Annotated in this window: 25 protein-coding genes; 5 read left to right on the top strand and 20 right to left on the bottom strand. The window is 66.6% G+C overall.

Translation table 11 applies throughout. From position 1 onward, the window contains the following. Nucleotides 1–7 precede the first annotated feature (7 nt). The gene (locus tag ISP25_RS02995) at nucleotides 8–1,021 is read left to right on the top strand and encodes a C13 family peptidase (RefSeq protein WP_192157754.1); all 1,014 of its coding nucleotides are present in this window, start codon (nucleotides 8–10) and stop codon (nucleotides 1,019–1,021) included. Between the two features lie 374 nt (nucleotides 1,022–1,395). Here ISP25_RS02995 and hisIE read toward each other — a convergent pair whose 3' ends face one another. From hisIE to gltX, 15 genes are all read right to left on the bottom strand, one after another. Next, on the bottom strand, nucleotides 1,396–2,019 hold the full coding sequence (gene hisIE / locus ISP25_RS02990) for a bifunctional phosphoribosyl-AMP cyclohydrolase/phosphoribosyl-ATP diphosphatase HisIE (RefSeq protein ID WP_404611566.1): 624 nt from the start codon (nucleotides 2,017–2,019) through the stop codon (nucleotides 1,396–1,398). An 83-nt stretch (nucleotides 2,020–2,102) separates the two neighbouring features. Further along, nucleotides 2,103–2,876, bottom strand: a complete 774-nt coding sequence (gene hisF, locus ISP25_RS02985; RefSeq protein WP_192157758.1) for an imidazole glycerol phosphate synthase subunit HisF — start codon at nucleotides 2,874–2,876, stop codon at nucleotides 2,103–2,105. After that, complete coding sequence (gene hisA / locus ISP25_RS02980) at nucleotides 2,870–3,598, bottom strand: 1-(5-phosphoribosyl)-5-[(5-phosphoribosylamino)methylideneamino]imidazole-4-carboxamide isomerase (protein WP_404611564.1); 729 nt, start codon at nucleotides 3,596–3,598, stop codon at nucleotides 2,870–2,872. Before hisA ends, hisF begins: the two co-directional genes overlap by 7 nt. A gap of 10 nt (nucleotides 3,599–3,608) precedes the next feature. After that, nucleotides 3,609–4,199, bottom strand: a complete 591-nt coding sequence (gene hisH / locus ISP25_RS02975; protein ID WP_404611562.1) for an imidazole glycerol phosphate synthase subunit HisH — start codon at nucleotides 4,197–4,199, stop codon at nucleotides 3,609–3,611. Further along, nucleotides 4,199–5,266 carry a bifunctional histidinol-phosphatase/imidazoleglycerol-phosphate dehydratase HisB gene (hisB, locus tag ISP25_RS02970; RefSeq protein WP_404611560.1) on the bottom strand — a complete coding sequence of 356 codons (1,068 nt, stop codon included), beginning with the start codon at nucleotides 5,264–5,266 and terminating at the stop codon, nucleotides 4,199–4,201. The genes hisH and hisB overlap by 1 nt, the downstream gene beginning before the upstream one ends. Next, nucleotides 5,263–6,339 (bottom strand): histidinol-phosphate transaminase, encoded by a 1,077-nt coding sequence (gene hisC, locus ISP25_RS02965; RefSeq protein ID WP_404611559.1) that lies wholly within the window; start codon nucleotides 6,337–6,339, stop codon nucleotides 5,263–5,265. Before hisC ends, hisB begins: the two co-directional genes overlap by 4 nt. Next, nucleotides 6,336–7,643, bottom strand: coding sequence for a histidinol dehydrogenase (hisD, locus tag ISP25_RS02960; protein WP_404611557.1), 1,308 nt, complete (start codon nucleotides 7,641–7,643; stop codon nucleotides 6,336–6,338). Before hisD ends, hisC begins: the two co-directional genes overlap by 4 nt. A 13-nt stretch (nucleotides 7,644–7,656) precedes the next feature. Beyond that, nucleotides 7,657–8,550, bottom strand: a complete 894-nt coding sequence (hisG, locus tag ISP25_RS02955) for an ATP phosphoribosyltransferase (RefSeq protein ID WP_404611555.1) — start codon at nucleotides 8,548–8,550, stop codon at nucleotides 7,657–7,659. Beyond that, a complete protein-coding gene (locus ISP25_RS02950; RefSeq protein ID WP_404611553.1) occupies nucleotides 8,547–8,882 on the bottom strand; it encodes a YerC/YecD family TrpR-related protein in 336 nt (111 codons plus the stop codon). The genes hisG and ISP25_RS02950 overlap by 4 nt, the downstream gene beginning before the upstream one ends. A 189-nt stretch (nucleotides 8,883–9,071) precedes the next feature. Beyond that, nucleotides 9,072–9,233 (bottom strand): 30S ribosomal protein THX, encoded by a 162-nt coding sequence (locus ISP25_RS02945; protein WP_077483554.1) that lies wholly within the window; start codon nucleotides 9,231–9,233, stop codon nucleotides 9,072–9,074. Between the two features lie 79 nt (nucleotides 9,234–9,312). Next, the gene (locus ISP25_RS02940) at nucleotides 9,313–10,284 is read right to left on the bottom strand and encodes a cation diffusion facilitator family transporter (protein ID WP_404611551.1); all 972 of its coding nucleotides are present in this window, start codon (nucleotides 10,282–10,284) and stop codon (nucleotides 9,313–9,315) included. A 137-nt stretch (nucleotides 10,285–10,421) separates the two neighbouring features. Continuing rightward, nucleotides 10,422–10,934: a MerC domain-containing protein gene (locus ISP25_RS02935; RefSeq protein ID WP_192157773.1), complete on the bottom strand. Its 513-nt coding sequence runs from the start codon at nucleotides 10,932–10,934 to the stop codon at nucleotides 10,422–10,424. A 68-nt stretch (nucleotides 10,935–11,002) separates the two neighbouring features. Further along, nucleotides 11,003–11,488: a transcriptional repressor gene (locus tag ISP25_RS02930; RefSeq protein WP_192157775.1), complete on the bottom strand. Its 486-nt coding sequence runs from the start codon at nucleotides 11,486–11,488 to the stop codon at nucleotides 11,003–11,005. 56 nt (nucleotides 11,489–11,544) lie between these two features. After that, the gene (locus ISP25_RS02925; RefSeq protein ID WP_404611548.1) at nucleotides 11,545–11,823 is read right to left on the bottom strand and encodes a hypothetical protein; all 279 of its coding nucleotides are present in this window, start codon (nucleotides 11,821–11,823) and stop codon (nucleotides 11,545–11,547) included. Nucleotides 11,824–11,848: 25 nt separating this feature from the next. Further along, nucleotides 11,849–13,249: a glutamate--tRNA ligase gene (gltX, locus tag ISP25_RS02920; RefSeq protein WP_404611546.1), complete on the bottom strand. Its 1,401-nt coding sequence runs from the start codon at nucleotides 13,247–13,249 to the stop codon at nucleotides 11,849–11,851. Nucleotides 13,250–13,277: 28 nt separating this feature from the next. Here gltX and ISP25_RS02915 point away from each other — a divergent pair, with 28 nt between their 5' ends. The 3 genes from ISP25_RS02915 to ISP25_RS02905 all read left to right on the top strand — a co-directional run bounded on the left by ISP25_RS02915 (nucleotide 13,278) and on the right by ISP25_RS02905 (nucleotide 15,818). Continuing rightward, the gene (locus ISP25_RS02915; RefSeq protein WP_192157781.1) at nucleotides 13,278–14,039 is read left to right on the top strand and encodes a transporter; all 762 of its coding nucleotides are present in this window, start codon (nucleotides 13,278–13,280) and stop codon (nucleotides 14,037–14,039) included. 92 nt (nucleotides 14,040–14,131) lie between these two features. Beyond that, entirely contained in the window at nucleotides 14,132–15,292 is a 1,161-nt protein-coding gene (locus tag ISP25_RS02910; RefSeq protein WP_404611544.1) for a glycosyltransferase family 4 protein, read from the top strand. Continuing rightward, a complete protein-coding gene (locus tag ISP25_RS02905) occupies nucleotides 15,261–15,818 on the top strand; it encodes a phosphatase PAP2 family protein (protein ID WP_404611542.1) in 558 nt (185 codons plus the stop codon). The genes ISP25_RS02910 and ISP25_RS02905 overlap by 32 nt, the downstream gene beginning before the upstream one ends. A 244-nt stretch (nucleotides 15,819–16,062) precedes the next feature. On the opposite strand, the gene ISP25_RS02900 is transcribed toward ISP25_RS02905, so the two are convergent. The 4 genes from ISP25_RS02900 to trpB form a co-directional block, all read right to left on the bottom strand. After that, entirely contained in the window at nucleotides 16,063–16,839 is a 777-nt protein-coding gene (locus tag ISP25_RS02900) for a dienelactone hydrolase family protein (RefSeq protein WP_404611540.1), read from the bottom strand. A gap of 64 nt (nucleotides 16,840–16,903) precedes the next feature. After that, nucleotides 16,904–17,773, bottom strand: coding sequence for an acetyl-CoA carboxylase, carboxyltransferase subunit beta (gene accD / locus ISP25_RS02895; RefSeq protein ID WP_192157784.1), 870 nt, complete (start codon nucleotides 17,771–17,773; stop codon nucleotides 16,904–16,906). Between the two features lie 143 nt (nucleotides 17,774–17,916). Next, nucleotides 17,917–18,717, bottom strand: a complete 801-nt coding sequence (trpA, locus tag ISP25_RS02890; RefSeq protein ID WP_404611538.1) for a tryptophan synthase subunit alpha — start codon at nucleotides 18,715–18,717, stop codon at nucleotides 17,917–17,919. Then, nucleotides 18,714–19,925, bottom strand: coding sequence for a tryptophan synthase subunit beta (gene trpB / locus ISP25_RS02885; RefSeq protein WP_192157788.1), 1,212 nt, complete (start codon nucleotides 19,923–19,925; stop codon nucleotides 18,714–18,716). Before trpB ends, trpA begins: the two co-directional genes overlap by 4 nt. A gap of 103 nt (nucleotides 19,926–20,028) precedes the next feature. On the opposite strand from trpB, the gene ISP25_RS02880 reads away from it, so the two are divergent. After that, the gene (locus ISP25_RS02880) at nucleotides 20,029–20,922 is read left to right on the top strand and encodes a LysR family transcriptional regulator (protein WP_192157790.1); all 894 of its coding nucleotides are present in this window, start codon (nucleotides 20,029–20,031) and stop codon (nucleotides 20,920–20,922) included. A gap of 10 nt (nucleotides 20,923–20,932) precedes the next feature. Here ISP25_RS02880 and ISP25_RS02875 read toward each other — a convergent pair whose 3' ends face one another. Next, the gene (locus tag ISP25_RS02875) at nucleotides 20,933–21,967 is read right to left on the bottom strand and encodes a cupin-like domain-containing protein (protein WP_404611535.1); all 1,035 of its coding nucleotides are present in this window, start codon (nucleotides 21,965–21,967) and stop codon (nucleotides 20,933–20,935) included. Between the last annotated feature and the right edge of the window lie 2 nt (nucleotides 21,968–21,969).

Genomic DNA, 21,969 nt, shown 5'->3' with positions numbered 1-21,969 from the left:
CCGCCGCATGCGCACCGTCCTTACCGCCCTGCTCGCCTTCGCCGCCGGCCTGCTGTTGATGCAGTGGCTGCCCAGCCACGCCGCGCCGCCGTCCATTGCCGGCACGACGGTGGCCGCGGCCGGCAGTGTCGCTTCGTCCAGTTCGTCCGCCGACGACGGCGAGGACAGCGAGGGCGACGCCAATTGGCCGCAGCAGGCCCCCACGCCCGAGCAGGTGCTGTACTCCCAGCCCAAGATGCTGCAGGACGAGCTGGCGAAACTGGGTCCGCGCGTTCCCGGCAAGCCCAACCTCTACCTGGTCGCCTTTGCCGGCGACGGCAGCCAGGACGTGTTCCGCAACGAAGCCGAATATGCCGCCAAGCTGTTCCGCCAACGCTTCGGCGCCAGCGCGCACGCGCTGGTGCTGGAGAACAACCCGGCCTCGCTTTCCACGCATCCCATTGCCGGCTGGAACAACCTCGAAGCCGCGTTGACCGGACTTTCCAAGGTGATGCAGCCTGACGACATCCTGATGCTCTACGTCACCACCCATGGCAGCGACGACCACGAACTGCTGGTGGACATGGATCCGCTGCCGCTGGACCAGATCGGTGCGCAGGACCTCGCCGAGATCCTCAAGGAGCACCCGTTCAAGTGGAAGGTGGTGGTGGTCAATGCCTGCTATTCCGGCGGCTTCATTCCTCCGTTGTCCACCAGCGGCACGCTGGTGCTCACTTCCGCGCGCACCGACCGCAGCTCGTTCGGCTGCGGGACCGAGTCCGACCTTACCTACTTCGGCCACGCGTTCCTGGTTGATGCCCTGAACCGTACCGACAACTTCGTGGATGCCTTCGCCCAGGCCAAAACCGAGATCGCGCAGTGGGAGCAGCATGACAAGCTCACGCCCTCGGAACCGCAGAGCTATGTAGGGGACGGCATCGAAGGCGAACTGGATGCCTGGCGCAAGGGCGTTGTGCCCGGCGCCTCCGTACCGTTTATGCCGGCGCCGCCAGCGCCCGCTTCCACCGCGGCGAATCCTTGAGGCTTCCTGACAATCTCCGATTCACTGGGGACCTCACCCTGCATTGTCGCAAGTAAGAAGATGATTTCGATCGCTGCCGCTGCCCGAACTCCTTCCCTGTGCCGACCCATACCATCGCAGGAGTGGTGACGAGCCGCGAAGCCGGCGCGAGGTGCCGAGGGCGGGATGCCCATGGTCAAGGGAGAAGGAACCAGAAGCCGCCTAGTTTGATACGCCGGAGCTACAAGCAAGTTGTGCAGAGGGTCGCGGAAGCCGTTTCTCCTAGGCGACAGGCGGACTGCCACGCGATATCCGAAAGCTGAGCTGCTTCTGTGGCTCGCTGTCCAGGCAATACAGTTAATGCGGAGAGCTTGAAGGAGCTCTGGGGCGACGCCTCAACGCGCGGCGTGACGCCGCTCCAACACGCCTGCCGCATCGGCAAGCGATAGCCCGCGCGCACGCAACAGCACGACGAGGTGGAACAGCAAATCCGCCGCCTCCCCCAGCAGCTCCTTTTCGCCTTGCGCTACGGCGGCGAGCGCAGTCTCCACGCCCTCCTCGCCTACCTTCTGCGCGATGCGGCGGACGCCGCCTTCGAACAATCGGGTGGTGTAGCTGCCTTGCGGACGATCGGCATCGCGCCGCGCGACCAGCACATCGAGCTCGGCCAGAAAGCCCAGTGGCGGCCGTACGTCGTCGCCGAAGCAGCTGGATGTTCCGTTGTGGCAAGTCGGCCCGTGCGGCTCCGCCTGCAGCAGCAGCGTGTCGGCGTCGCAGTCGACGCGGATGGATTTCAGCGCCAGCACGTGACCGGAGCTTTCGCCCTTTGTCCAAAGACGCTGCTTGCTGCGGCTCCAGAACGTGACGTGGCCGCTGCGCTGCGTTTCCGCCAGGGCATCGGCGTTCATGTAGCCGAGCATCAGCACCTCGCCGGTCAGCCAGTGCTGCACGACGGCGGGCAAGAGGCCGTCGCCCTTGGGCCAGTCGAGTCGCGCTAGATCAGTCTGGATGTCGCTCATGGGCGGTACCTGCAGTCATATGCGCCAAGGCATACAGGAAAGTATGGTTTCTCCGTCATTCCGGCGAAAGGCGGAATGACGAGTTAACAGGCTCGCACGGCCACGCCCTGCCCTTGCAGGTAGCGCTTGAGCTCGGGAATCGCAATCGCGCCGGAGTGGAATACGCTCGCGGCGAGCGCACCGTCCACGTCGGCTTCGACGAAAGCATCGCGGAAATGTTCGATGGTGCCGGCGCCACCCGACGCGATCAGCGGCACGCGGCACAGCGCACGCACCGCGCCGAGCTGTTCGAGGTCGTAGCCCTGGCGCACGCCATCGCTGCCCATGCAGTTGAGCACGATCTCACCGGCACCGAGGCGCTGCGCCTCGGCCACCCAGTCCAACGTGCGACGCGCCAGGGCGCGCGTCTTCGACGGGTCGCCGGTGTACTGGCGTACGCGCCACTCGCCGTCGGCGTCGCGCAGCGAATCGACACCCACCACCACGCACTGCACGCCGAAGGCAGCGGCCAGCTCGGCGACCAGCTCCGGCCGTTCCAGCGCCGGGGAGTTCACCGACACCTTGTCCGCGCCCGCATGCAGTACGGCGCGCGCGTCGTCCACGGAGCGGATGCCGCCTGCCACGCAGAATGGGATGTCGATCACCCGCGCCACCTTCTCCACCCAGCCGCGGTCCACACTGCGCCCTTCCGGGCTGGCGGTGATGTCGTAGAACACCAGTTCGTCGGCGCCTTCGTCGCGGTAGCGCAGCGCCAGGTCCACGATGCCGCCCATCGCCACGTGGTCGCGGAAGCGCACGCCCTTGACCACCTGGCCATCGCGTACGTCGAGGCAGGGGATAATGCGTCGGCTCAGCATGCCAAAGCCTCTGCCACGGTGAAGCGACCTTCCAGCAGGGCACGCCCGAGGATCACGCCGCGCGCGCCGGCTTCGCGCGCCGCGACGATGTCATCCAGCGAACGCACACCGCCCGAGGCCTGCACCGCCAGTTGCGGCACGATGCCGGCAAGGTGGCGATACAAGCCGAGGTTGAAGCCGGCCAGCATGCCGTCGCGCTCGATGTCGGTGCACAGCAGATGGCGGGCGCCATGCGCGGCATACCACGGCGCAAGCTCGTCCAGCGTGCGCGTTTCCGCCTTGATCCAACCCGCGCTGGGCAAGGTCCAGCGGCCTTCGGCGTTGCGGGTATCCAGCGCCAATGTGAGCCGCTCGGCGCCGAGCTTTCCCAGCCAACCAGCCACGCGCTCGGGATCACGGATCGCCACGCTGCCCACCACGACGCGCGCCACGCCAGCATCGAACAGGCGCTGCAGATCGGCCTCCTCGCGCACGCCTCCTCCAGCCTGCACCTGCATACCGTCGCGGGCGATGGCCTCGATCACCGCGAGGTTGTCGAGGCTGCCCGAACGTGCGCCGTCCAGGTCGACCAGGTGCAGCCAGCGCGCACCGGCCTCGGCGTAGCGCTGAGCCACGGCGCGCGGATCGTCCGAATAGGTCGTCTGCTGCGCGTAGTCGCCCTGCTTCAGGCGCACCACACGGCCGCCGCGCAGGTCGATGGCGGGAATCACGGCAAAAGTCATACGACACCCGTCATAAGGCGAGGAAATTCTTGAGGAGCCTGGCGCCGACGGCGGCGGAGCGCTCGGGGTGGAATTGCATGCCGTGGAAGTTGCCGCGCGCGACCACGGCGGAGAACGGTTCACCGTAATTCGCCGAAGCCAGGGTCCACTCGTTCATCGGCACCGCATAGCTGTGCACGAAATACGCCTGCTCGCCGTCGGACAGGTCCTGCAGGAGTGGATGCGCGTTTTGCACGGTCAGGCCGTTCCAGCCCATGTGCGGAACGCGCAAGCCGGGCCGCTCCGCGAAGCGGCACACCGTGGCCGGGATCAGGCCGAGGCACTCGGTATCACCCTCTTCCGAATGCGCGCAGAGCAGTTGCATGCCGAGACACACGCCGAGCACCGGCTGGGTCAGCGAGCGCATCAGCTCGACCAGGCCCAGCTCGCGCAGCCGCGCCATGCCCGGCCCCGCCGCACCCACGCCGGGCAGGATCACTTTGTCGGCGGCGCGTATCGCCGCGGCATCGGAGGTCAGCGCCGCATCCACGCCGAGGCGTTGCAGTGCGTAACGCACCGATCCGATATTGGTGCCGCCGGCATCGACCAGCACCACGGTCATTACAGCGCCCCCTTGGTGCTGGGCAATTCGTCGCCTTCGCGGCGGATCGCCTGGCGCAGCGTGCGCGCCACCACCTTGAAGCAGGCTTCGACCATGTGGTGCGCGTTGTCGCCGCGCACCGCGAGATGCAGGTTCGCACCCAGCGTTTCGCACAACGAACGGAAGAAGTGCGGCACCATCTCCACCGCCACTTCGCCCACGCGTTCGCGCGGAAAATTGCCCTCGAACACGAAGTACGGACGACCGGAAAGATCCAGCCGCGCCTCCGCCGCGCTCTCGTCCATCGGCAGGCAGAACCCGTAGCGACCGATGCCGCGCTTGTCGCCCAGCGCTTGCTTGAGCGCCTGCCCCAGAGCCAGCGCGCAATCCTCGACAGTGTGGTGCTCGTCGATGTGGATGTCGCCGTCGCAGGAAAGCTCCAGCGCGAAACCGCCGTGCTTGCCGATCTGCTCCAGCATGTGGTCGAAGAAGCCCAGGCCGGTATGCACCTTCGGCTCGGCCAACTTGTCCAAGTCGACGCGCACGCGGATCCGGGTTTCCTTGGTATTGCGTACCGCCTCGGCGATGCGCGGCGCATCCAGCACGAGGTGTGCCACCTCGCTCCACGTCGTGCCTTGCGGCCCAACACGCAAACCGCGCACGCCGATGTTCGCGGCAAACTTCAGGTCGGTTTCGCGATCGCCCACCATTACCGAAGCCGCACGGCTCCAGCTGTCGTCGGCCAGCCAGCCACGCATCAGGCCGGTGCCGGGCTTGCGCGTGTCCAGGCCCTCGTGCGGGAAACTGCGGTCGATCAGCACCTCGCGGAAGCGTATGCCCTGCGAGGACAGGATGCGCAGCAGCAACTCCTGCGGCCCCTGGAAGTCCGCCTCCGGAAAATTCGCCGTGCCGAGGCCATCCTGGTTGGTCACCATCACCAGCTCGTAGCCCGCAGCGGCGAAGCGCTGCAGCGCGGCGATCACGCCCGGCAACAGCGCCAACTTTTCGTAGCTGTCGATCTGCTCGTCCTGTGGCTCCTCGATCAGGCAGCCGTCACGGTCGACGAACAGGATCTTGCGTCCGCTCATGCCGCGCCCCGCACCGTCGCCGAGCTGGCCAGCACGGCCAGCACCTGTGCATTGTCCGCCGGTGCGCCGATGGTGATACGCAACGCATCGCCCAGGCCAGGATAGCGGCGTACGTCGCGCACCACGATGCCGGCGTCGAACAGGCGTCGATACGCGGCCTCGGCATCGTCGAAACGCACGGTGAGGAAGTTCGCCTGCGAAGGCAGCACGTCACGCACACCCGGCAGCCGGGCCAACGCCGCGCGCATGCGCGCACGCTCGCTGCGCACCACGTCGATGTGCGCGCGGGCGTTCGCCTGGCCCCACCCGGACAGCGCGAGCAGGGCTGCGTCCACACTGGGCAGCGGCAACGGATACGGCGGCATGATCCGGCGCAGCAACGCGATCACATCCGGATGCGCAAGCAAGCAACCGATACGCGCACCGGCCAGCGCCCAGGCCTTGGAGAGCGTGCGCAACACGGCAAGGTTGTCGTGGCGGTCCAGCAGGTCGGCCACGCTGCCTTCGTCCGCGAACTCCACATAAGCTTCGTCCACCACCAATAGCGCGCGTCCGTCCAGCGCCCGCACCAGGCGCTCGATGTCGTCGCGCGACACCACGCTGCCGGCAGGATTGTTCGGCGTGCAGACGAACACCAGCTTCACTGCATCGGTGACCGCAGCCAGCACGGCATCCACATCCAGCGTGAAGTCGCCGCGCAGCGGCACCTCGACCACGGCGGCATCCTGGATGCGCGCGCTCACTGCGTACATGCCGAAGGTCGGCGGCTGGATCAGGATCGCATCGCGCCCCGCACGGCAGAATGCCCGCACCAGCAGGTCGATGGCTTCGTCGCTGCCACGGCCCACCAGCAGCTGTTCGCGGCGCACGTCGTACAGACGCGCCAGCACATCCACCAGAGCCGACGGCTGCGGTTGCGGATAGCGGTTGCAGCCGGTGCCCACATCGCCGGTCGGCGCCCACGCCGATTCGTTCGCGTTCAGCAGCAGCCGCCCGCCGCTGGCCTCCATGCGCGCCGAGGAATACGGCTGCAGGGCGCGGATTTCCGCCCGCGCAAGATCGAGCACGCTCATTTCGTCGTCTCCAGTTCGGTCAATCGCAAAGTCACCGCACGGCGGTGCGCTTCAAGTTGCTCGGCAGCCGCCAGCACGGCGGTGCATGGACCGATGGTGCGCAGCCCGTCGGCCGAAAGCTCCTGTACGGTGATCTGCTTCTGGTAGCTGGCCACCGACACGCCGCTGTAGCTGCGCGCATGGCCATAGGTGGGCAGCACGTGATTGCTGCCGCTGCAGTAGTCGCCCACCGATTCGGGCGTCCATGCGCCGAGGAAGACCGATCCGGCGCTTTCGATACCGGCCAGCAGCGCGCGCGGCGCGGCCACCTGCAGGATCAGGTGCTCGGGCGCGTAACGGTTGCTCACCTCGATCGCCTGCGCGAGCGACGACACCGAAATCAGGCGGCTCTGCCCAAGCGCCTGCCGGGCGATCTCCGCGCGGGGCAAGTCGGCGCATTGCCGCGCGACTTCCCTCTCGACGCGATCCAGCAGCGAGGCGGACTCGCTGACCAGGATCACCTGCGAGTCCGGGCCGTGTTCGGCCTGCGACAGCAGATCGGCGGCTACGAAAACCGGATTGGCTTCCGCGTCGGCGATCACCAGCACCTCGGACGGACCGGCCGGCATATCGATCGCTGCGCCTTCCGGCTCGGCCGACACCTGCAGCTTGGCCTCGGTCACCCATGCGTTGCCAGGACCAAACAGCTTGTCGCACTTCGGTACGGAAACCGTGCCATAGGCCATCGCGGCGATCGCCTGCGCGCCACCCAGCTTGAACACCTTGTGCACACCGGTGAGGCGCGCGGCATACAGCACCGCGGCATCGCAGCGGCCGTCGGCGCGCGCGGGCGAGCACAGCACCACTTCGCGGCAACCGGCAATGCGCGCGGGCACGCCCAGCATCAAGGCCGTGGAAGGCAGCGGCGCACTGCCTGCCGGCACATACAGGCCTACGCGCTGGATGGGGCGCAGCATGCGCTCCACGCGCACCCCGGGCGCAGTGTCCACGCCCACCGCTTGCGGTGCAGCTGCACGGTGGAAGACCTCGATGCGTCCGGCGGCTTCGCGGATCGCCGCTTTCAAGGTGGGTACCAGCGACGCCTCAGCATCGGCGAACTCGGCCTCGTCGACTTCGAGTTCCGTCAGGGCGCAACGGTCGTATTTCGCGCTCAGTTCGCGCAGGGCTTCGTCGCCACGGGCACGGACATCGGCGATGATGCGGCCCGTGTCTTCGCGCAGCTCCGCCGCGCGCGATTGCGCAGGCCGCGCCAATGCGGCACAGCGGCCCGGTTCGTCGAGCAAATCCCAATCGATCCAGTTCATGGCAGCCGGCCTTTCATGCAAGCATTTTCTCGACGGGAAGGACGAACATCTCGCGCGCACCGGCCTTCTTGATCTCCTCCAGCTGGCGCCAGCTCACCTCGCCCGCGCACAGCGCCTGCAGCATCAGCTGGTCAGGCTGGCCGGCCACCGGCAGCAAGGTCGGCTGCGGGCCACCGGGCAGCAACCGGGTCACCGCATCCAGCGCGGCGCGCGGGGTTTGCAGCAGCAGCAGGCGGGATTCACGCACCTGGATCACACCATCCAACCGCTTCAGAAGCAGCTCGATCAGATCGCCGCGCTCGTCGGCGGGCATGTTCTGCGGGCCAGCCAGCACGGCCTCGCTTTCCAGCAACACATCGACCTCGCGCAACTGGTTAGCCACCAGCGTGCCGCCACTTTGCACCAGGTCGCAGATCGCGTCCGCGGTGCCGAGCTTCGGCGCGATTTCCACTGAGCCGGCCAGGGTCACCACGCCGGCTTCAACCCCATGCTCGCGCAACCATGCGCCCAGCAGCCCCGGGTACGAAGTGGCGATACGCCGGGCGGCCAGTTGCGCGGGCCCGCTGTAATCGAACTCCTGCGGCACGGCGATGGAAAGCCGGCAGCGGCCGAAACCCAGCGGGCGCAACTCGGCCAGTGGCTCGCTCTCGCGGCCGGCCGTGAGGCGGAACTCGTCGAGCACGTTGCGCCCCACAATGCCCAGTTCGCACACGCCCTGCGCGATCAGGCCGGGGATGTCGTCGTCGCGCACCAGCAGCAAATCCACCGGCTCGCCTTCGCCGAAGCAGAACAGCTTGTCGCGACTCTGCCGGAACGTGAGGCCACAACGCTTGAGCAGCTCCAGCGCCGGCTCGGTGAGCCGGCCCGATTTCTGCATCGCGATGCGCAAACGGTCGCGGGGTTTCATGCGCGTTCCTTCTTCGTTGTGGCACGGCGACGCGTCGCCCGCGCCGCGGCAGCGAGATAACCGCCATTGCCCTGGTTGAGGAAGCGCGCCACCCGGCCGATGGTGGTGATGCTCACCGCGGTGCGCTCGTGGATCTCGCGGTACGCCACCCCGTCCAGCAGGAAGGGCACCACGCGCCAGCGGTCCACCAGCACTTCGAGTTCGGCCGGCGTGCACAAGTCGCGGAGGAAGGCATTCATCTCATCCGCGTCCTTCAGCGACAGCAGCGCCTGGCACAGGCTGAGTTCGGCCGACTCGACGGGCATCTCGGGATCCAGCGATCGACGTTTCATAATGTATTAATGCGTTAGTACATTGGATGGCCATTGTAAGTAGCAAAGATGCCCGGCGCAAGTCGTTGGGCCTGCCCCTTGTTCAGCGAAGCGTCACCACTCACTTGCGCCAACGACTCCGGGCCGGGAACGCACCCACAAAAAACCCCGCACAAGGCGGGGTTCTTCGTGATGCGCGGCGAAAGCGGCTCAGGCCGACTTCTTCTTCGGCGCAGCCTTCTTTGCGGCAGCCGGCTTGGTCACGGTCGGCTTGGCGCCAACCACCGCCGGCTGGGCGCCGTGCACGCGGGTATTGCCGTAGCTGCCACGGTAGGTCTTGCCACGACGGGTCTTGCGATCACCCTTGCCCATGGGAATCTCCTCAGGAATAACATGATGGCCTGCCATGATAGCAGTGCCGGCGACGGCACCATAGCCGCCCGCGCCAGGCTTAACCGTGGCCATGGCCGGCACAACCCCGGGGCGGGTCCAGGCAGTCCTCGGGGTCGATCTGCACGGTAACGTGCTGGATGCCGAAGCGTTCCTGCAGCAACCGGTTGATTGCGCGCAGCGCCTGCGCGGCATCGGCCGGGTCATGCAATTCGGCATGCAGAGTGGCCATGCGCGAACCGGAAGCCAGTTGCCACACATGCAGGTGATGGACGCCGCTGATCGCCGGATCGACACCGTTCAACGCAGCTTCCAGCTCGGTCCAGTCCATGCCGTCCGGCACGCCCTCTAGCAGGATGTGCGCGGAACGGCGCAGCAACTGCCAGGCGCTGCCGAGGATCAGCACGGCCACCAGCAACGACAGCACCGGATCGGCCCAGAGCCAACCCAGCCAACGGACCACCAACGCCGCCAGCACCGCCGCTACCGAACCGAGCAGGTCGCCCAGCACATGCAGGCTGGCGCTGGCCAGGTTCACGTCGTCGTGCGAGTGTCCGTGCAGGCTGCGCAGCACCAGCACGTTCACCAGCAAACCGATGATGGCCACTGCCAGCATCATGCCCGACAGGATCTCGCCCGGGTGCAGCAGCCGCTGGGTCGCTTCCCACGCCACCCAGCCGACCAGCACGAACTGGCTGATGGCGTTGACGAAGCCGACCAGAACCTCCATGCGCCCGTAGCCGTAGCTGCGCCGGGCATCGGCTGGCCGCAGCGCAAGACGCGCGCCGACGTAGGCCATCAGCAGCGCCAGCGCGTCCACCATCATGTGGCCACCGTCGGTAAGCAGCGCCAGCGAGCCCGACCACAGGCCACCGATCACCTCCGCCAGCATCGTGATGGTGGTCAGCGCGAAGGCGAGCAGGAGTTTGCGGCCACGCGGGTCGGCATGCGCCGAATGGTCATGCCGGTGATCACGCGCATCGACAGCGTGAGGACTCGAGTGATCGTGTTTGCAGGGATGCACGTTGCTCATTCGCAAATGCTAGGAAACGCCGGCCGCGTTACACAATCACCGCGCGGATTTCCAATACCGCTCGGCCGGAAACGGTGTAGCCGAAACCGTCGGGATACTGCAGGCCGCGCATGCCACGCTTGGCGGTCAGCCGGAACTCAATGCACGCATTGCGCGCCGTGCACATGCGCTACTGCATGCACATGCCGGCGGTCGATATAGAGATTCATGAAGTGCGCCGAGGCCACCAGCAGCCCACCGCAGGTCACCATCACGCTGTGCACGATGATGTGCCGCTCTTCCGACACCCAGACGACGCCGAGCAGCAGCAGCAGCAACCCTGGCACGGCGAGCAACAGCGACAGCGGCTGATGGTGCCGGCGATAACCGCCGATCAGGGCAAACAGCGCCAACGAGGCGGCAAACATCACGAAGTCGCGTTCGAAACGATGCCCCGCCAGGAAGCCCAGCCCGAGCAGCGGCAATACGGTAAGCACGAATGGCAACAGCGCGCAGTGGATCGCGCACAGGAATGAAGCCGCGGCGCCCACGCGGTCGGCAAGCTGCCACCAGCGCGAGGACTTCGATGCCCCGCCCACGACGACGGCACCCGCGTCACCCGAGTGCAGCAGCAAGCCGTCGTTATTGGCGGAGCTTTCGATCCTGTCCATATCCGAAATGTTACTTTATAACATCGACACCACACAAGCGACCGCGTCCGCTGGCGACCGGGACGGCTTCAGGTTTTGCGGCAACGCTTGCAGACGCCATGCACTTCCAGCGTCTGTGCCTGGGCGCGGAAACCAAGCACCTTGGCCTGCGCCTCGATCAGCTCGGCCACGCGCTGGTCGCAAACTTCCTCGGCGCCAGAGCAGACGTCGCAGATCAGGAACGGCACCTGGTGCGCCTCGGCCGGATGATGGCAGGAAACGAAGGCATTGATCGACGACAGCTTGTGGATGAAGCCCTGTTCCAGCAGGAAATCCAGCGCACGGTACACCGTGGGCGGCGCCGCATTGCCGTGGCGTTCGCGCAGCTGGTCGAGCAGGTCGTAAGCCTTCACCGGTTTCTCGGCGGCGGCGACCAGCTCCAGCACTTCCATGCGCAGCGGGGTAAGCCGCAGGCCACGTTCCTCGCTGACATGCGCGACCTCACGCACGAAACCCTTCGCGTCGTGCGGATGCGAATGATGGGCGTGCGGCTTGCCGGCGGCTTCATGGGCCAAGTGGATTCTCCTTGCGGGGGATCATACATGCCCGACGCTGCGCGCAATGTGACGTGTCAGCGTCTCAGCGGAGGCGGTTCGACCCGGGGCTTGGCGCGTGGGCGGTAGCAGATCACCAGCCAGCCGATCGGCCCCAGAAACCAGGCCCAGGCGACACCTTCCCACAGGCGCCCGCGCCACCAGCCCAACAGCGCCCCCACCGCCACGAATGCGAGGTTCCACCAGAACAGCGCAGTCCACGGCACCATCGCCCACAGGTTCAGGAAAACCTGCCAGAACGCACCCGGAGAATTCGGGTCGACGCCATGCGTTGCACGGGCAAGCAGTTCGTCCATGGGATGCCTGCCCAGGCCGTCTGTTTCAGCCGCGCGCCAGCGTCAGCGCATGGTCGATGCGCCGCAGCGCCTCGTCGCGGCCGCAAAGATAGAGGGTATGGTCGATGGACGGCGATACCTGCGTGCCGGTGATCGCCACGCGCAGCGGCTGGGCAATCTTGCCCATGCCGAGCTCCAGCCTCGCAGCCATCTGCTCGATGACCTGATGGATGGGCTCGGGCCGCCACTCCACCCCGGCCAGCAGCGTCTTCGCCGTTTCCAGCACGGCGACCGCGCCGTCGTTCTTCAGGTGCTTGGCGACAGCCTTGTCGTCCCAATCGGTGACGGGGCCGTACCAGATCTTCGCGCGCTCGGCCATTTCCTTCAGCGTATGTACGCGGTCGCGCAAGGCCACGATCACGTCGGCAGGCTGCGGACCGTGCACGGCATCGATGCCGGCACGCGCCAGGTGCCAGGCGAATTCGGGCGCAAGCGCCGCCGGATCGTCGGTCTTGAGGTAGTGCTGGTTGAGCCAGTTGAGCTTCTCGGTATCGAAGCGCGAGGCAGCCTTGTTGACGTCGGCGACATCGAACAGCCTGGTCATCTCCTCGCGCGAGAAGATTTCCTGGTCGCCATGCGACCAGCCGAGGCGTACCAGGTAATTGAGGATGGCATGCGGCAGGTAGCCCTCCTCGCGGTACTCCATCACGCTCACCGAGTTGGTGCGCTTGGAGAGCTTCTTGCCCTCCTTGTCGAGGATCATCGGCAGGTGCGCGAATTCCGGCACCGGCGCGCCCAACGCGTGGTAGATGTTGATCTGGCGCGGCGTGTTGTTGACGTGGTCGTCGCCGCGGATCACTTCGGTGATCCCCATGTCGATGTCGTCCACCACCACGGCGAAGTTGTAGGTGGGCCAGCCGTCGGAGCGGAAGATGACGAGATCGTCCAGCTCGGCATTGGCCCACTCCACGCGGCCCTTCACCTTGTCCTCGAACACCACCGAACCTTCCAGCGGGTTCCTGAAACGGATCACGCGGTTCGGGTCCTCGCGGTACGGCTCGTTTCGGTCGCGGTAATGGCCGTTGTAGCGGGGCTTCTCGCCCTTCGCCATCGCCGCCTCGCGCATCGCCTCGATCTCTTCCTTGCTCTCGTAGGCGTAGTACGCCTTGCCCTCGGACAGCAGGCGCGCGGCCACTTCCTTGTAGCGGGCCAGGCGCTGGGTCTGGTAAACCGGAGCCTCGTCGGCGGAAAGATGCAGCCATGCCATAGCATCGAGAATTGCCTGCACCGCTTCGTCGGTGGAGCGCTCGCGATCGGTATCCTCGATGCGCAAGAGGAACTCGCCGCCGCGGCGCCGCGCCTCCAGCCAGCAATACAGGGCGGTGCGTGCGCCGCCGATGTGCAGGAAACCGGTGGGGCTGGGGGCAAAACGGGTGCGGACGGTCATGGAATGTACTGGGGGGCGCGTAGAAACCATGGATTTTAGCCGATACCGCAGCTGGCTCGGCGTGCCGTCATTGTTGCTGGCGGGATTTGTCTCGACTGCGTCAGCACTGGACAACCCCGGTTACGACCGTCCCGGTCTCGGCTTCACTCCGGTCGTGCTGGGCGCCGGCGACATCACGCTGGAACAAGGTCTGCCGGACTGGAGTCTCGCCCGCGCCAGCAGCGGTGACAGCGCTCAATACACCGCCGACAGCCTGCTGCGGCTGGGTATCGGTCAATCGCTGGAACTGCAATTCGGCAGCTCCTACAACCGACTCAGCCAAGGCGATGCGGTCGACTACGGACGCGGCGACAGCACCCTGGCGCTGAAATTCGCCCCGCCCGCACGCGGCAACTTCAGCTGGGGGCTGCTGGGCAGCATCGAATTCACTGATGGCGCGAGCGACTTTCGCAACCCGCGCCGCCAGTACCTGCTGGGCACCGAGTTCAACTGGCAATTGGACGAACGCAATGGCCTCGCGCTGTACCTGGAAAACGTGCGCAGCGGCGGCCACGACAGCCGCCAACTCGCCGTCAGCGATGGTTACGCCTTCACGCCGAGATTCAGCGGCTACGTCGAATTCGGCGTGATGGACGTGTCCGGCGTTGGCCAAGGCAGCCGCGCCGGCGCCGGCCTGGCATGGATGCTTACGCCACGCGTGCAATTGGATGCCAGCATGCGCCATCGCCTCGATGGCGCTGCGCCCGAGTGGGAAGCCGGACTCGGGATAGCGGTGTACTTCGGCCGCTGAAAACCGCGACCGTCATCCGCCCGTCATGTATTCGCCACCCTTGCGCAAAGCCGCGGCGCGAAGCTGTACGCAGGTCACGCGAGAGCAACGTCATGCGCATCGGCATCGTCAGCGAAACCTGGCTACCGGAGATCAATGGCGTCGCGCTCACCGTGTACGGTCTCGCCACCGGTCTGGTGGCACGCGGGCACACAGTCGAAGTGGTGCGTCCGCGTCAGGCGTGCCCGAGTGCCGCCGATGCCCATTTCGAAACCGTGTTCGCCCGTGGCGCGGCCCTGCCCCGCTACCCTGGCCTGCGCTTCGGCCTGCCCGCAGGACGGACCCTGCGCGAGCGTTGGTCGCAGGAACGCCCGGACGCCATCTACATCGCCACCGAAGGCCCGTTGGGCAGTTCGGCGCTGCGCGTGGCGAACGCCCTGCGCATCCCGGTCGCCTCCGGATTCCACACGCGCTTCGACAGCTATGCCAGCCACTACGGCCTGCGTTGGCTCACGCCGCTGGTGCGCGGCCACCTGCGCCGCTTCCACCGCCGCGCCGCCGCCACCCTCGTGCCCACCGAAGCGCTGGCACAGGAGCTCGCCTCGCTCGGCGTGGACAATGCACGCCTGCTGCGCCGCGCTGTGGATACGCAACTGTTTCATCCCGGCCAGCGCGATCCGTCGCTGCGCGCGCAATGGAGCGTCGACGCCGGCACACCGGTGATGCTGTATGTGGGCCGCATCGCAGCGGAGAAGAACCTCGAGCTGGCTGTGCGGGCCTTCCGTACTGCGCAACAACAACTGCCCGCCATGCGCTTCGTGTGGGTGGGCGACGGCCCCGCGCGCGCTGCATTGCAGGCGGCAAACCCGGATTTCGTCTTCGCCGGCACCCAACGTGGCGAAGCACTGGCGCGGCACATCGCCAGCACAGACTTGTTCCCTTTCCCAAGCCTCAGCGAAACCTTTGGCAACGTGATCCTTGAAGCGCTGGCCTGCGGAGTGCCGGTGATCGCCTATCGCGAAGGCGCGGCACGCGAGCACCTGTGCGACGGCTACAACGGTTACTGCATCGCGCCCGCCGATGCGGACGCATTCGTCACTGCCACCGCCACATTGGCCGGCAACCCTGGGCTGATCCGCCACATGGGTCGCCGCGCGCACGAAAGCATGGCGCGCCTGTCGCCGGATCAGGTCATCCGCGAATTCGAGTCCTTGTTGCGAGAACTGGCTGAGGAGCAGCGCCATGAGCACCATGCCGTCATCGTCCATGCCTAGAACCGTTGCCTTCGACCGTCGCGTCTGCGTGGCGGCGAACCGCTGGGGCACGCGCCGCGCAGTGGGCGTGTTCTTCGGCACCGTCAGCCGGCTCGGCGACGGCATGTTCTGGTACGCGCTGATGCTGGCCCTGGCCGTCTTGGAGGGACGGCGCGGATTGTTCGCGGCCGCGCACATGGCCGCCACCGGCATTGCTGCCCTGCAGCTGTATCGCCTGTTGAAACGGTACACGCGCCGGCCGCGCCCTTTCCGCGCCTGCCCCGGCGTGATCGCACACGTGCCGCCGCTGGACGAATTCAGCTTCCCTTCCGGCCATACCTTGCAGGCGGTGGGCTTCACCATGGTGGCGCTGGCCTGGTACCCGCTGCTGGCACCGCTGCTGCTGACCTTCACCACGCTGGTCGCCGCATCGCGTGTCATCCTCGGCCTGCACTACCCCAGCGACGTGCTCGCTGCGATCGGCATCGGCGGTGCGCTTGGCACACTGTCGTTGTGGCTGGTGCACGCCACGACCATGCTTGTCTGAGCAAAATCTGCGCATCGCGTCGCGCGCCACTGTGCGCTCAAGCACTTGCACCACCTATCCACAGGCTATGCCCATGTGCTTCCACATTTGTTGTGGAAAACGCGCAAAGGCTTGCGCAGAAATTCGTCAATGCGTGCCAAGTATCTGTTGCCAAAGCCGTGAACACGGCTTGTCCACAGCTTTGTTCGGCAGGCATCCACATTGACTGTGGAAAACACCGCGCCGCCGGGGAAACCTGGCCTCGCTACAGCCTCGATGCGAAAAAGCGGGCTGCGTTCAAATGAGCCGCGCAGGCCTGTGGTGTTGCCGCATCGAGAAAAAAGGCAGGTCCGCCCTTGTAGATATCGAAGTCGGCCTCGTCGCCGAGACGCCTCGCCATTCGCTTGAGTCCTGCTCCCACCGCCAAGGGAAAGGTCTTATCCCCGTCGCCCCATATCAGACGGAGCGGTGGCAAGGCATGCACAGGGTGTGCGTAACCCTCCGGGAATCCGCCATCGACAATCACAAGCGCGTCGATGTCCGTACTGTTGGCCGAGACCGCCAAGGCTATCTCCGCGCCAAGCGATATCCCGAGCAGTCCGACCTTTCCAGCATGCCCAGACTGCGCATGGTAGTAAGTCGCTACGCTACGGATCGTTGCGATCCATCCGGACTGGTGTTTGGCGTAGTAGCGCTCGCGGGCATCGGAGCTACCCGCACGACCGATGGCGCTCACATCCTTCGGGGAAAGAAAGTGCACCAGGCAAGCTCGCAAACCCTCGCTGCGAAGCGCTCGCCCGATCTCCTCATAAGCCGGCGACCAGAACCCCTTGCTGCCACTCAGCACAAGGACCGTCGGGCGCGCGAAATCCGCCTTATCGGCGAAACACTCGACCAGCACGCTTCCAGTCGGCGTTTGCAGCGTCAGTGACTCGCGCGCAGCCGCGCTGGCCTTTTCAGTCGTGGCCAAAAACATGAGCGCGAACAGCGCAAGCGAATGGACGCGAGCCCACCGTCTCATCATCATCACGACCGAGGTCAAACGCCCTTCCCCGCGAAACGAACGACGCCGCCCGCAGGCGGCGTCATCGGATGCGAAGCCGTCGTTACGCCGCGCGCGGCGCCTTCTCCAGCAGGTTGAGCAGATCGGCGAGCTTGTCGCGCATCTCGCGGCGGTCGACGATCATGTCGATGGCGCCGTGCTCCAGCAGGAACTCGGAACGCTGGAAACCTTCGGGCAGAGTTTCGCGCACGGTCTGCTCGATCACGCGCGGGCCGGCGAAGCCGATCAGCGCCTTCGGTTCGCCGATGTTGATGTCGCCCAGCATGCCCAGGCTGGCGGAGACACCGCCGGTGGACGGATTGGTCAGCACGCTGATGTAGGGCACGCCGGCATCGCGCAGCTTGGCCAGCACGGCGGAGGACTTGGCCATCTGCATCAGCGAATACAGGCCTTCCTGCATGCGCATGCCGCCGCTGGCGGCGAAGCACACCAGCGCACTTTTCTCGGCCAGCGCCCGCTCGCCCGCGCGGGCGAATTTCTCACCGCCCACCGATCCCATCGAGCCGCCGACGAAACCGAACTCGAATGCGGTAGCGACCAGCGGACGGCCCTTCAGGCGGCCGTTCATCGCGACCAGCGCGTCCTTCTCGCCGCTGCTCTTCTGCGAGGCGACGATGCGCTCGCGGTATTTCTTGGAATCGCGGAACTTGAGTGGGTCCGTGGCCTCCATGCTCGGCCACAGTTCCTGCGTGGAGCCTTCGTCGAACAATGCGAGCAGGCGCGTACGGGCACGGATGGCGTGATGGTGCCCGCACTTGGGGCAGACCATCAGGTTGCGCTCCAGCTCCGGCTTGTACAGCACTGAGCCACAGCCTGCGCACTTCTCCCACACGCCCTCGGGCACCTTGCCCTTGCCTGCACCGGAGCCTTGCGTGTGCGCACGCGGGTTCATGATTTTCTGCAGCCAGTTCATAGCGATGCCTCTAGTGAAGCGCGCATTCTAGCCGAGATCGCTGGAAGCACCGGACGCCGGCGTGTGGTGCGCTCCTTCAGCGGAGCCCGAAGTGACTCTCGAGATCGTCCATCGTGCGCAGAAAAGTCGCTGAAGAACGCAACTCAATGCGCGTCGAGCGCATCCCGAATGGGTTGCAGGAACGCACGCACGCGCTCGGCAATCTCATCCACCGAAGCCGCGCCCGCCAACCGCTCCACCAGCGCGCTGCCGATCACCACCGCATCGGCGAAAGCGGCAATGGCTTTCGCGCTTTCCGCATCGCGCACACCGAAGCCGACGGCCACCGGCGCCTTCGCGTGCGCACGCACGTCCGCCACGCGCGCCGCGATATCCGTGGTGCTCAATCGCGCGGCGCCGGTGATGCCGGCGAACGATACGTAGTAGAGAAAGCCCTCGGCCGCCGCGCACAGTTTCGACAAGCGGTCCGGCGCCGTGGTGGGCGCGGCGAGCAGGATCTGCGCGAGACCGGCCGCGCGCAGCGGCGCCAGCACTTCGGACTCTTCCAGCGGGCAGTCCACCAGCAGCACGCCGTCGACGCCGGCCTGCACGGCTTCCGCCGCGAAGCGCGCATAGCCGTGGATCTCGATGGGGTTCAGATAGCCCATCAACACCACCGGCGTATCGGCATCGCGCCGGCGGAATTCGGTGACCCAGCCCAGCACGTCGCCCAGGCCCACTCCCTTGGCGATGGCACGCTCGCTGGCGTGCTGGATCACCGGGCCATCGGCCATCGGATCGGAGAACGGCACACCAAGCTCGATCACGTCGGCACCGGACTCGACCAGTGCGTGCATCAGCGCCACCGCATGTCCAGGCGACGGATCGCCGGCGGTAACGAAGGGAATCAGGCCGGTGCGGCCGGCGGACTTCAGCGCCGCAAAACGGCGGTCGATGCGATTCATACCTGCACTCCTTCACGCGCCGCGATGGTGTGCACGTCCTTGTCACCGCGGCCGGAGAGGTTGCACAGCACGATGCCGTCCTTCGGGTATTCGCGCGCCAGCTTGATCGCCTGGGCGACCGCGTGGCTGGATTCCAGCGCGGCAAGGATGCCCTCGGTGCGCGCCAGCAGGTGGAAGGCCTCCAGAGCCTCGTCGTCGGTGACGCCGACATATTCGGCACGACCGGCGTCCTTGAGGAAGGCGTGCTCGGGGCCGACGCCTGGGTAGTCCAGGCCCGCCGACACCGAATGCGTCTCGGTGATCTGGCCGTCGTCGTCGCACAGCACATAGGTGCGGTTGCCGTGCAGCACGCCGGGCCGGCCGGCGGCCAGGGACGCCGCATGATGACCGGTGGCGATGCCCTCGCCCGCTGCCTCGGCGCCGACGATGCGGACGTCGCGATCGTTGAGGAAGGCATGGAACAGGCCGATCGCATTCGAGCCGCCACCCACGCAGGCAGTGAGTACATCCGGCAGGCGGCCGTACTGCTCCAGCAGCTGCGCACGCGCCTCGCGGCCGACGATGGCGTTGAAGTCGCGCACCATGAGCGGATACGGGTGCGGCCCGGCCACGGTGCCGATGATGTAGAAGGTGTCGGCCACGTTGGTGACCCAGTCGCGCATCGCCTCGTTCAGCGCGTCCTTCAGCGTCTTCGAGCCGGAAGTCACCGGCACCACTTCGGCGCCCAGCAGCTTCATGCGGTAGACGTTGATCTTCTGCCGCTCGATGTCGGTGGCGCCCATGTAGACCACGCATTCCAGCCCCAGCCGCGCTGCCACCGTGGCGCTGGCCACGCCATGCTGGCCTGCGCCGGTCTCGGCGATGATGCGGGTCTTGCCCATGTGCCGCGCTACCAGCGCCTGGCCCACGGTGTTGTTGATCTTGTGCGCGCCAGTGTGATTCAGGTCCTCGCGCTTGAGCAGAATGCGCGCACCGCCCACGTGCCTGGTCAACCGCTCGGCGAAATACACCGGGCTGGGCCGGCCCACGTAATGCGTGAGGTCGCGATCAAGCTCGGCGACGAAGGCCGGATCTTTGCGCAGGCGCAGGTAGGCCTCGGTCAGTTCAGCCAGCGGCGCCATCAGGGTTTCGGCGACATAGCTGCCGCCGAACTGGCCGAAGCGGCCCTGGGCGTCGGGGAAGGCGTGGAAATCCCGGATCTCGGGCATGGGAACTCCAAAAGGAAGCGCGGCGACAGGCTCACACCTTAACGCCTTGGCATCCCATGAAAAAGCGAAAAGATCGCCTCGATACTTGAGCTAGACTCACAGCATGTCGGATCGCGACCTGCCTTCGCTGAATGCCCTGCGTGCTTTCGAGGCCGCCGCGCGGCTGGGCAGCATGAGCCTTGCCGCACAGGAATTGCACGTCACTCATGGGGCCGTCAGCCGGCAGGTCCGCGCGCTGGAAGAAGCTCTGGGCCAGCCGTTATTCGCCCGGCAAGGGCGTGGCGTCGCGCTCACCGCGATAGGCCAGCAGCTGCGCGAACAGTGCAGCACCGCGTTCGGGCAACTGCGCGAGGGCTGGCTGCAGTTGCGGAATAAGCGCGCTGCCGCGGCCTGCGTTCTCGGCTGTTCCGGCAGCGTGCTCGCGCGCTGGGTGATTCCGCGACTGGAGCGCCTGCGCCACGATCTCCCTGCACTGACGCTGCATCTGGCTGTGCAGGAAGAACCTGTGGTCGACCATCTGGCCAACGTGGATGCTGCCCTGTTGCTGGCCGCGCCGCCGTGGCCCAGCGGTTGGCAGGTGCATGAGCTGGCGCCGGAACGTATCGGACCCGTGCTCAGCCCGCGCTATCCCGGCGCCGACCGTCTGCGCGAGCTGCCCGCCAGCGCGCTGTGCGACGAACCGCTGCTGCATACCGCCTCGCGCCCGCAGGCGTGGCCGGAATGGGCGCGCGCCATGGACCTGCCGCCCGAATCATTGCAGCAGGCCCAGGCCCTGCCCCATCTCTACTTCCTGCTGGAAGCCGCGGCAGCGGGGCTGGGCGTGGCCATCGCGCCGCAGCCACTGGTGGCCGACGACCTCGCCAGCGGGCGGCTGCTTGCACCGTGGGGGTTTCGCGAAACCTCCGCGCGCTGGGCGCTGGTTTCAACCCGGCGCACCGACGATGCACGGTTCGCGGCGCTGGCGGACTGGCTGCGCCACGAATTGGCTGAGGCGTGAAACGGCGCGGTCAGAGATTCTGCCGCGCCCCCTCCTTCAGCTTCTCCACGACCTCCGGCGTCTGCGGCCCCAGCACGCCACGGCGATGCTCTGGGATGTGCGCCACGGTTTCCTCGCCGCCGAACACGTAATAGTCCAGCAGCCTGCGCCACTGCTCCCGTTCCGCCGCAGGCAGTTCGCGGAAGGCCAGCAGGCAATGAAACAGCGCCGCGCGCGCGTAGCCGGAGTTGTAGCCGGGCACGTCCACCGGACTCCACCAGTAGTTCATCAACGCGTTGAGCTGCTGCAGCGATTCCACGTTGTGCCACCACAGCGGCGGCATGTAGATCGCGTCGCCGGGGTGGAGTTCGGCCACCTGCGCGGCGGCCAGCGCCTGCTTCAGGCGCGGATAGCGCGGGTCATCGGGCCGGTCCAGTCGCGCCAGGCTGATCGCTGCGCCGGTGGGCGCGAAATCCAGCGGACCGATGTAGAGGTTGGGCAGTTGCTCGGGCGGGAACAGGGTGAAACGCCGCGCGCCGCACAGCACGCAGGCGATGTTGCGCATCGAGTCGAAATGGGTGGGTGTGGTGGCCTTGTTGCCCACCCACAGGCGCGGCTCCACCGAGGGATCGAGGAACGGCAGTTGGTGGTCTTCCAGCAAGCCCGGCAGGCATTCGCGCACGCGCGCGCTCTGGATCACCAGCGCCGGCGCGTTCTCCCGCCGGCTGTAGCTGGCCAGTCGCTGCAGGCCCATGGTCACCGGCACCTTGAAGTGCTGGTAGTTCATCTCGCCCAGGTCCGCCGAGTAGCCGACGATGCCGTCGGCCTCCGGCGCCACCATCAGGGTGCTGACGTCGGTGCCGTTGTCCAGCTCGGCCAGCCGCTGCGCAAAGGCGGTGTCCGACTGCAGTCCGAGCTTCACGAGCGGCCAATCGCGCACCAGGCCGCGGATCACCAGCGGACGGTCGCGGTCGACCAGGATGCGCGGATCGAACGGATGATCGGCGTCGACCCGGCACTCCTCCATCGCGGTCGGTGTCGGCACCGTGCTGGAACCTTCGCTCATGG

The sequence above is a fragment of the Rhodanobacter hydrolyticus genome (genome assembly GCF_044904645.1).
This window is presented reverse-complemented; position numbering and strand designations above follow the sequence as displayed.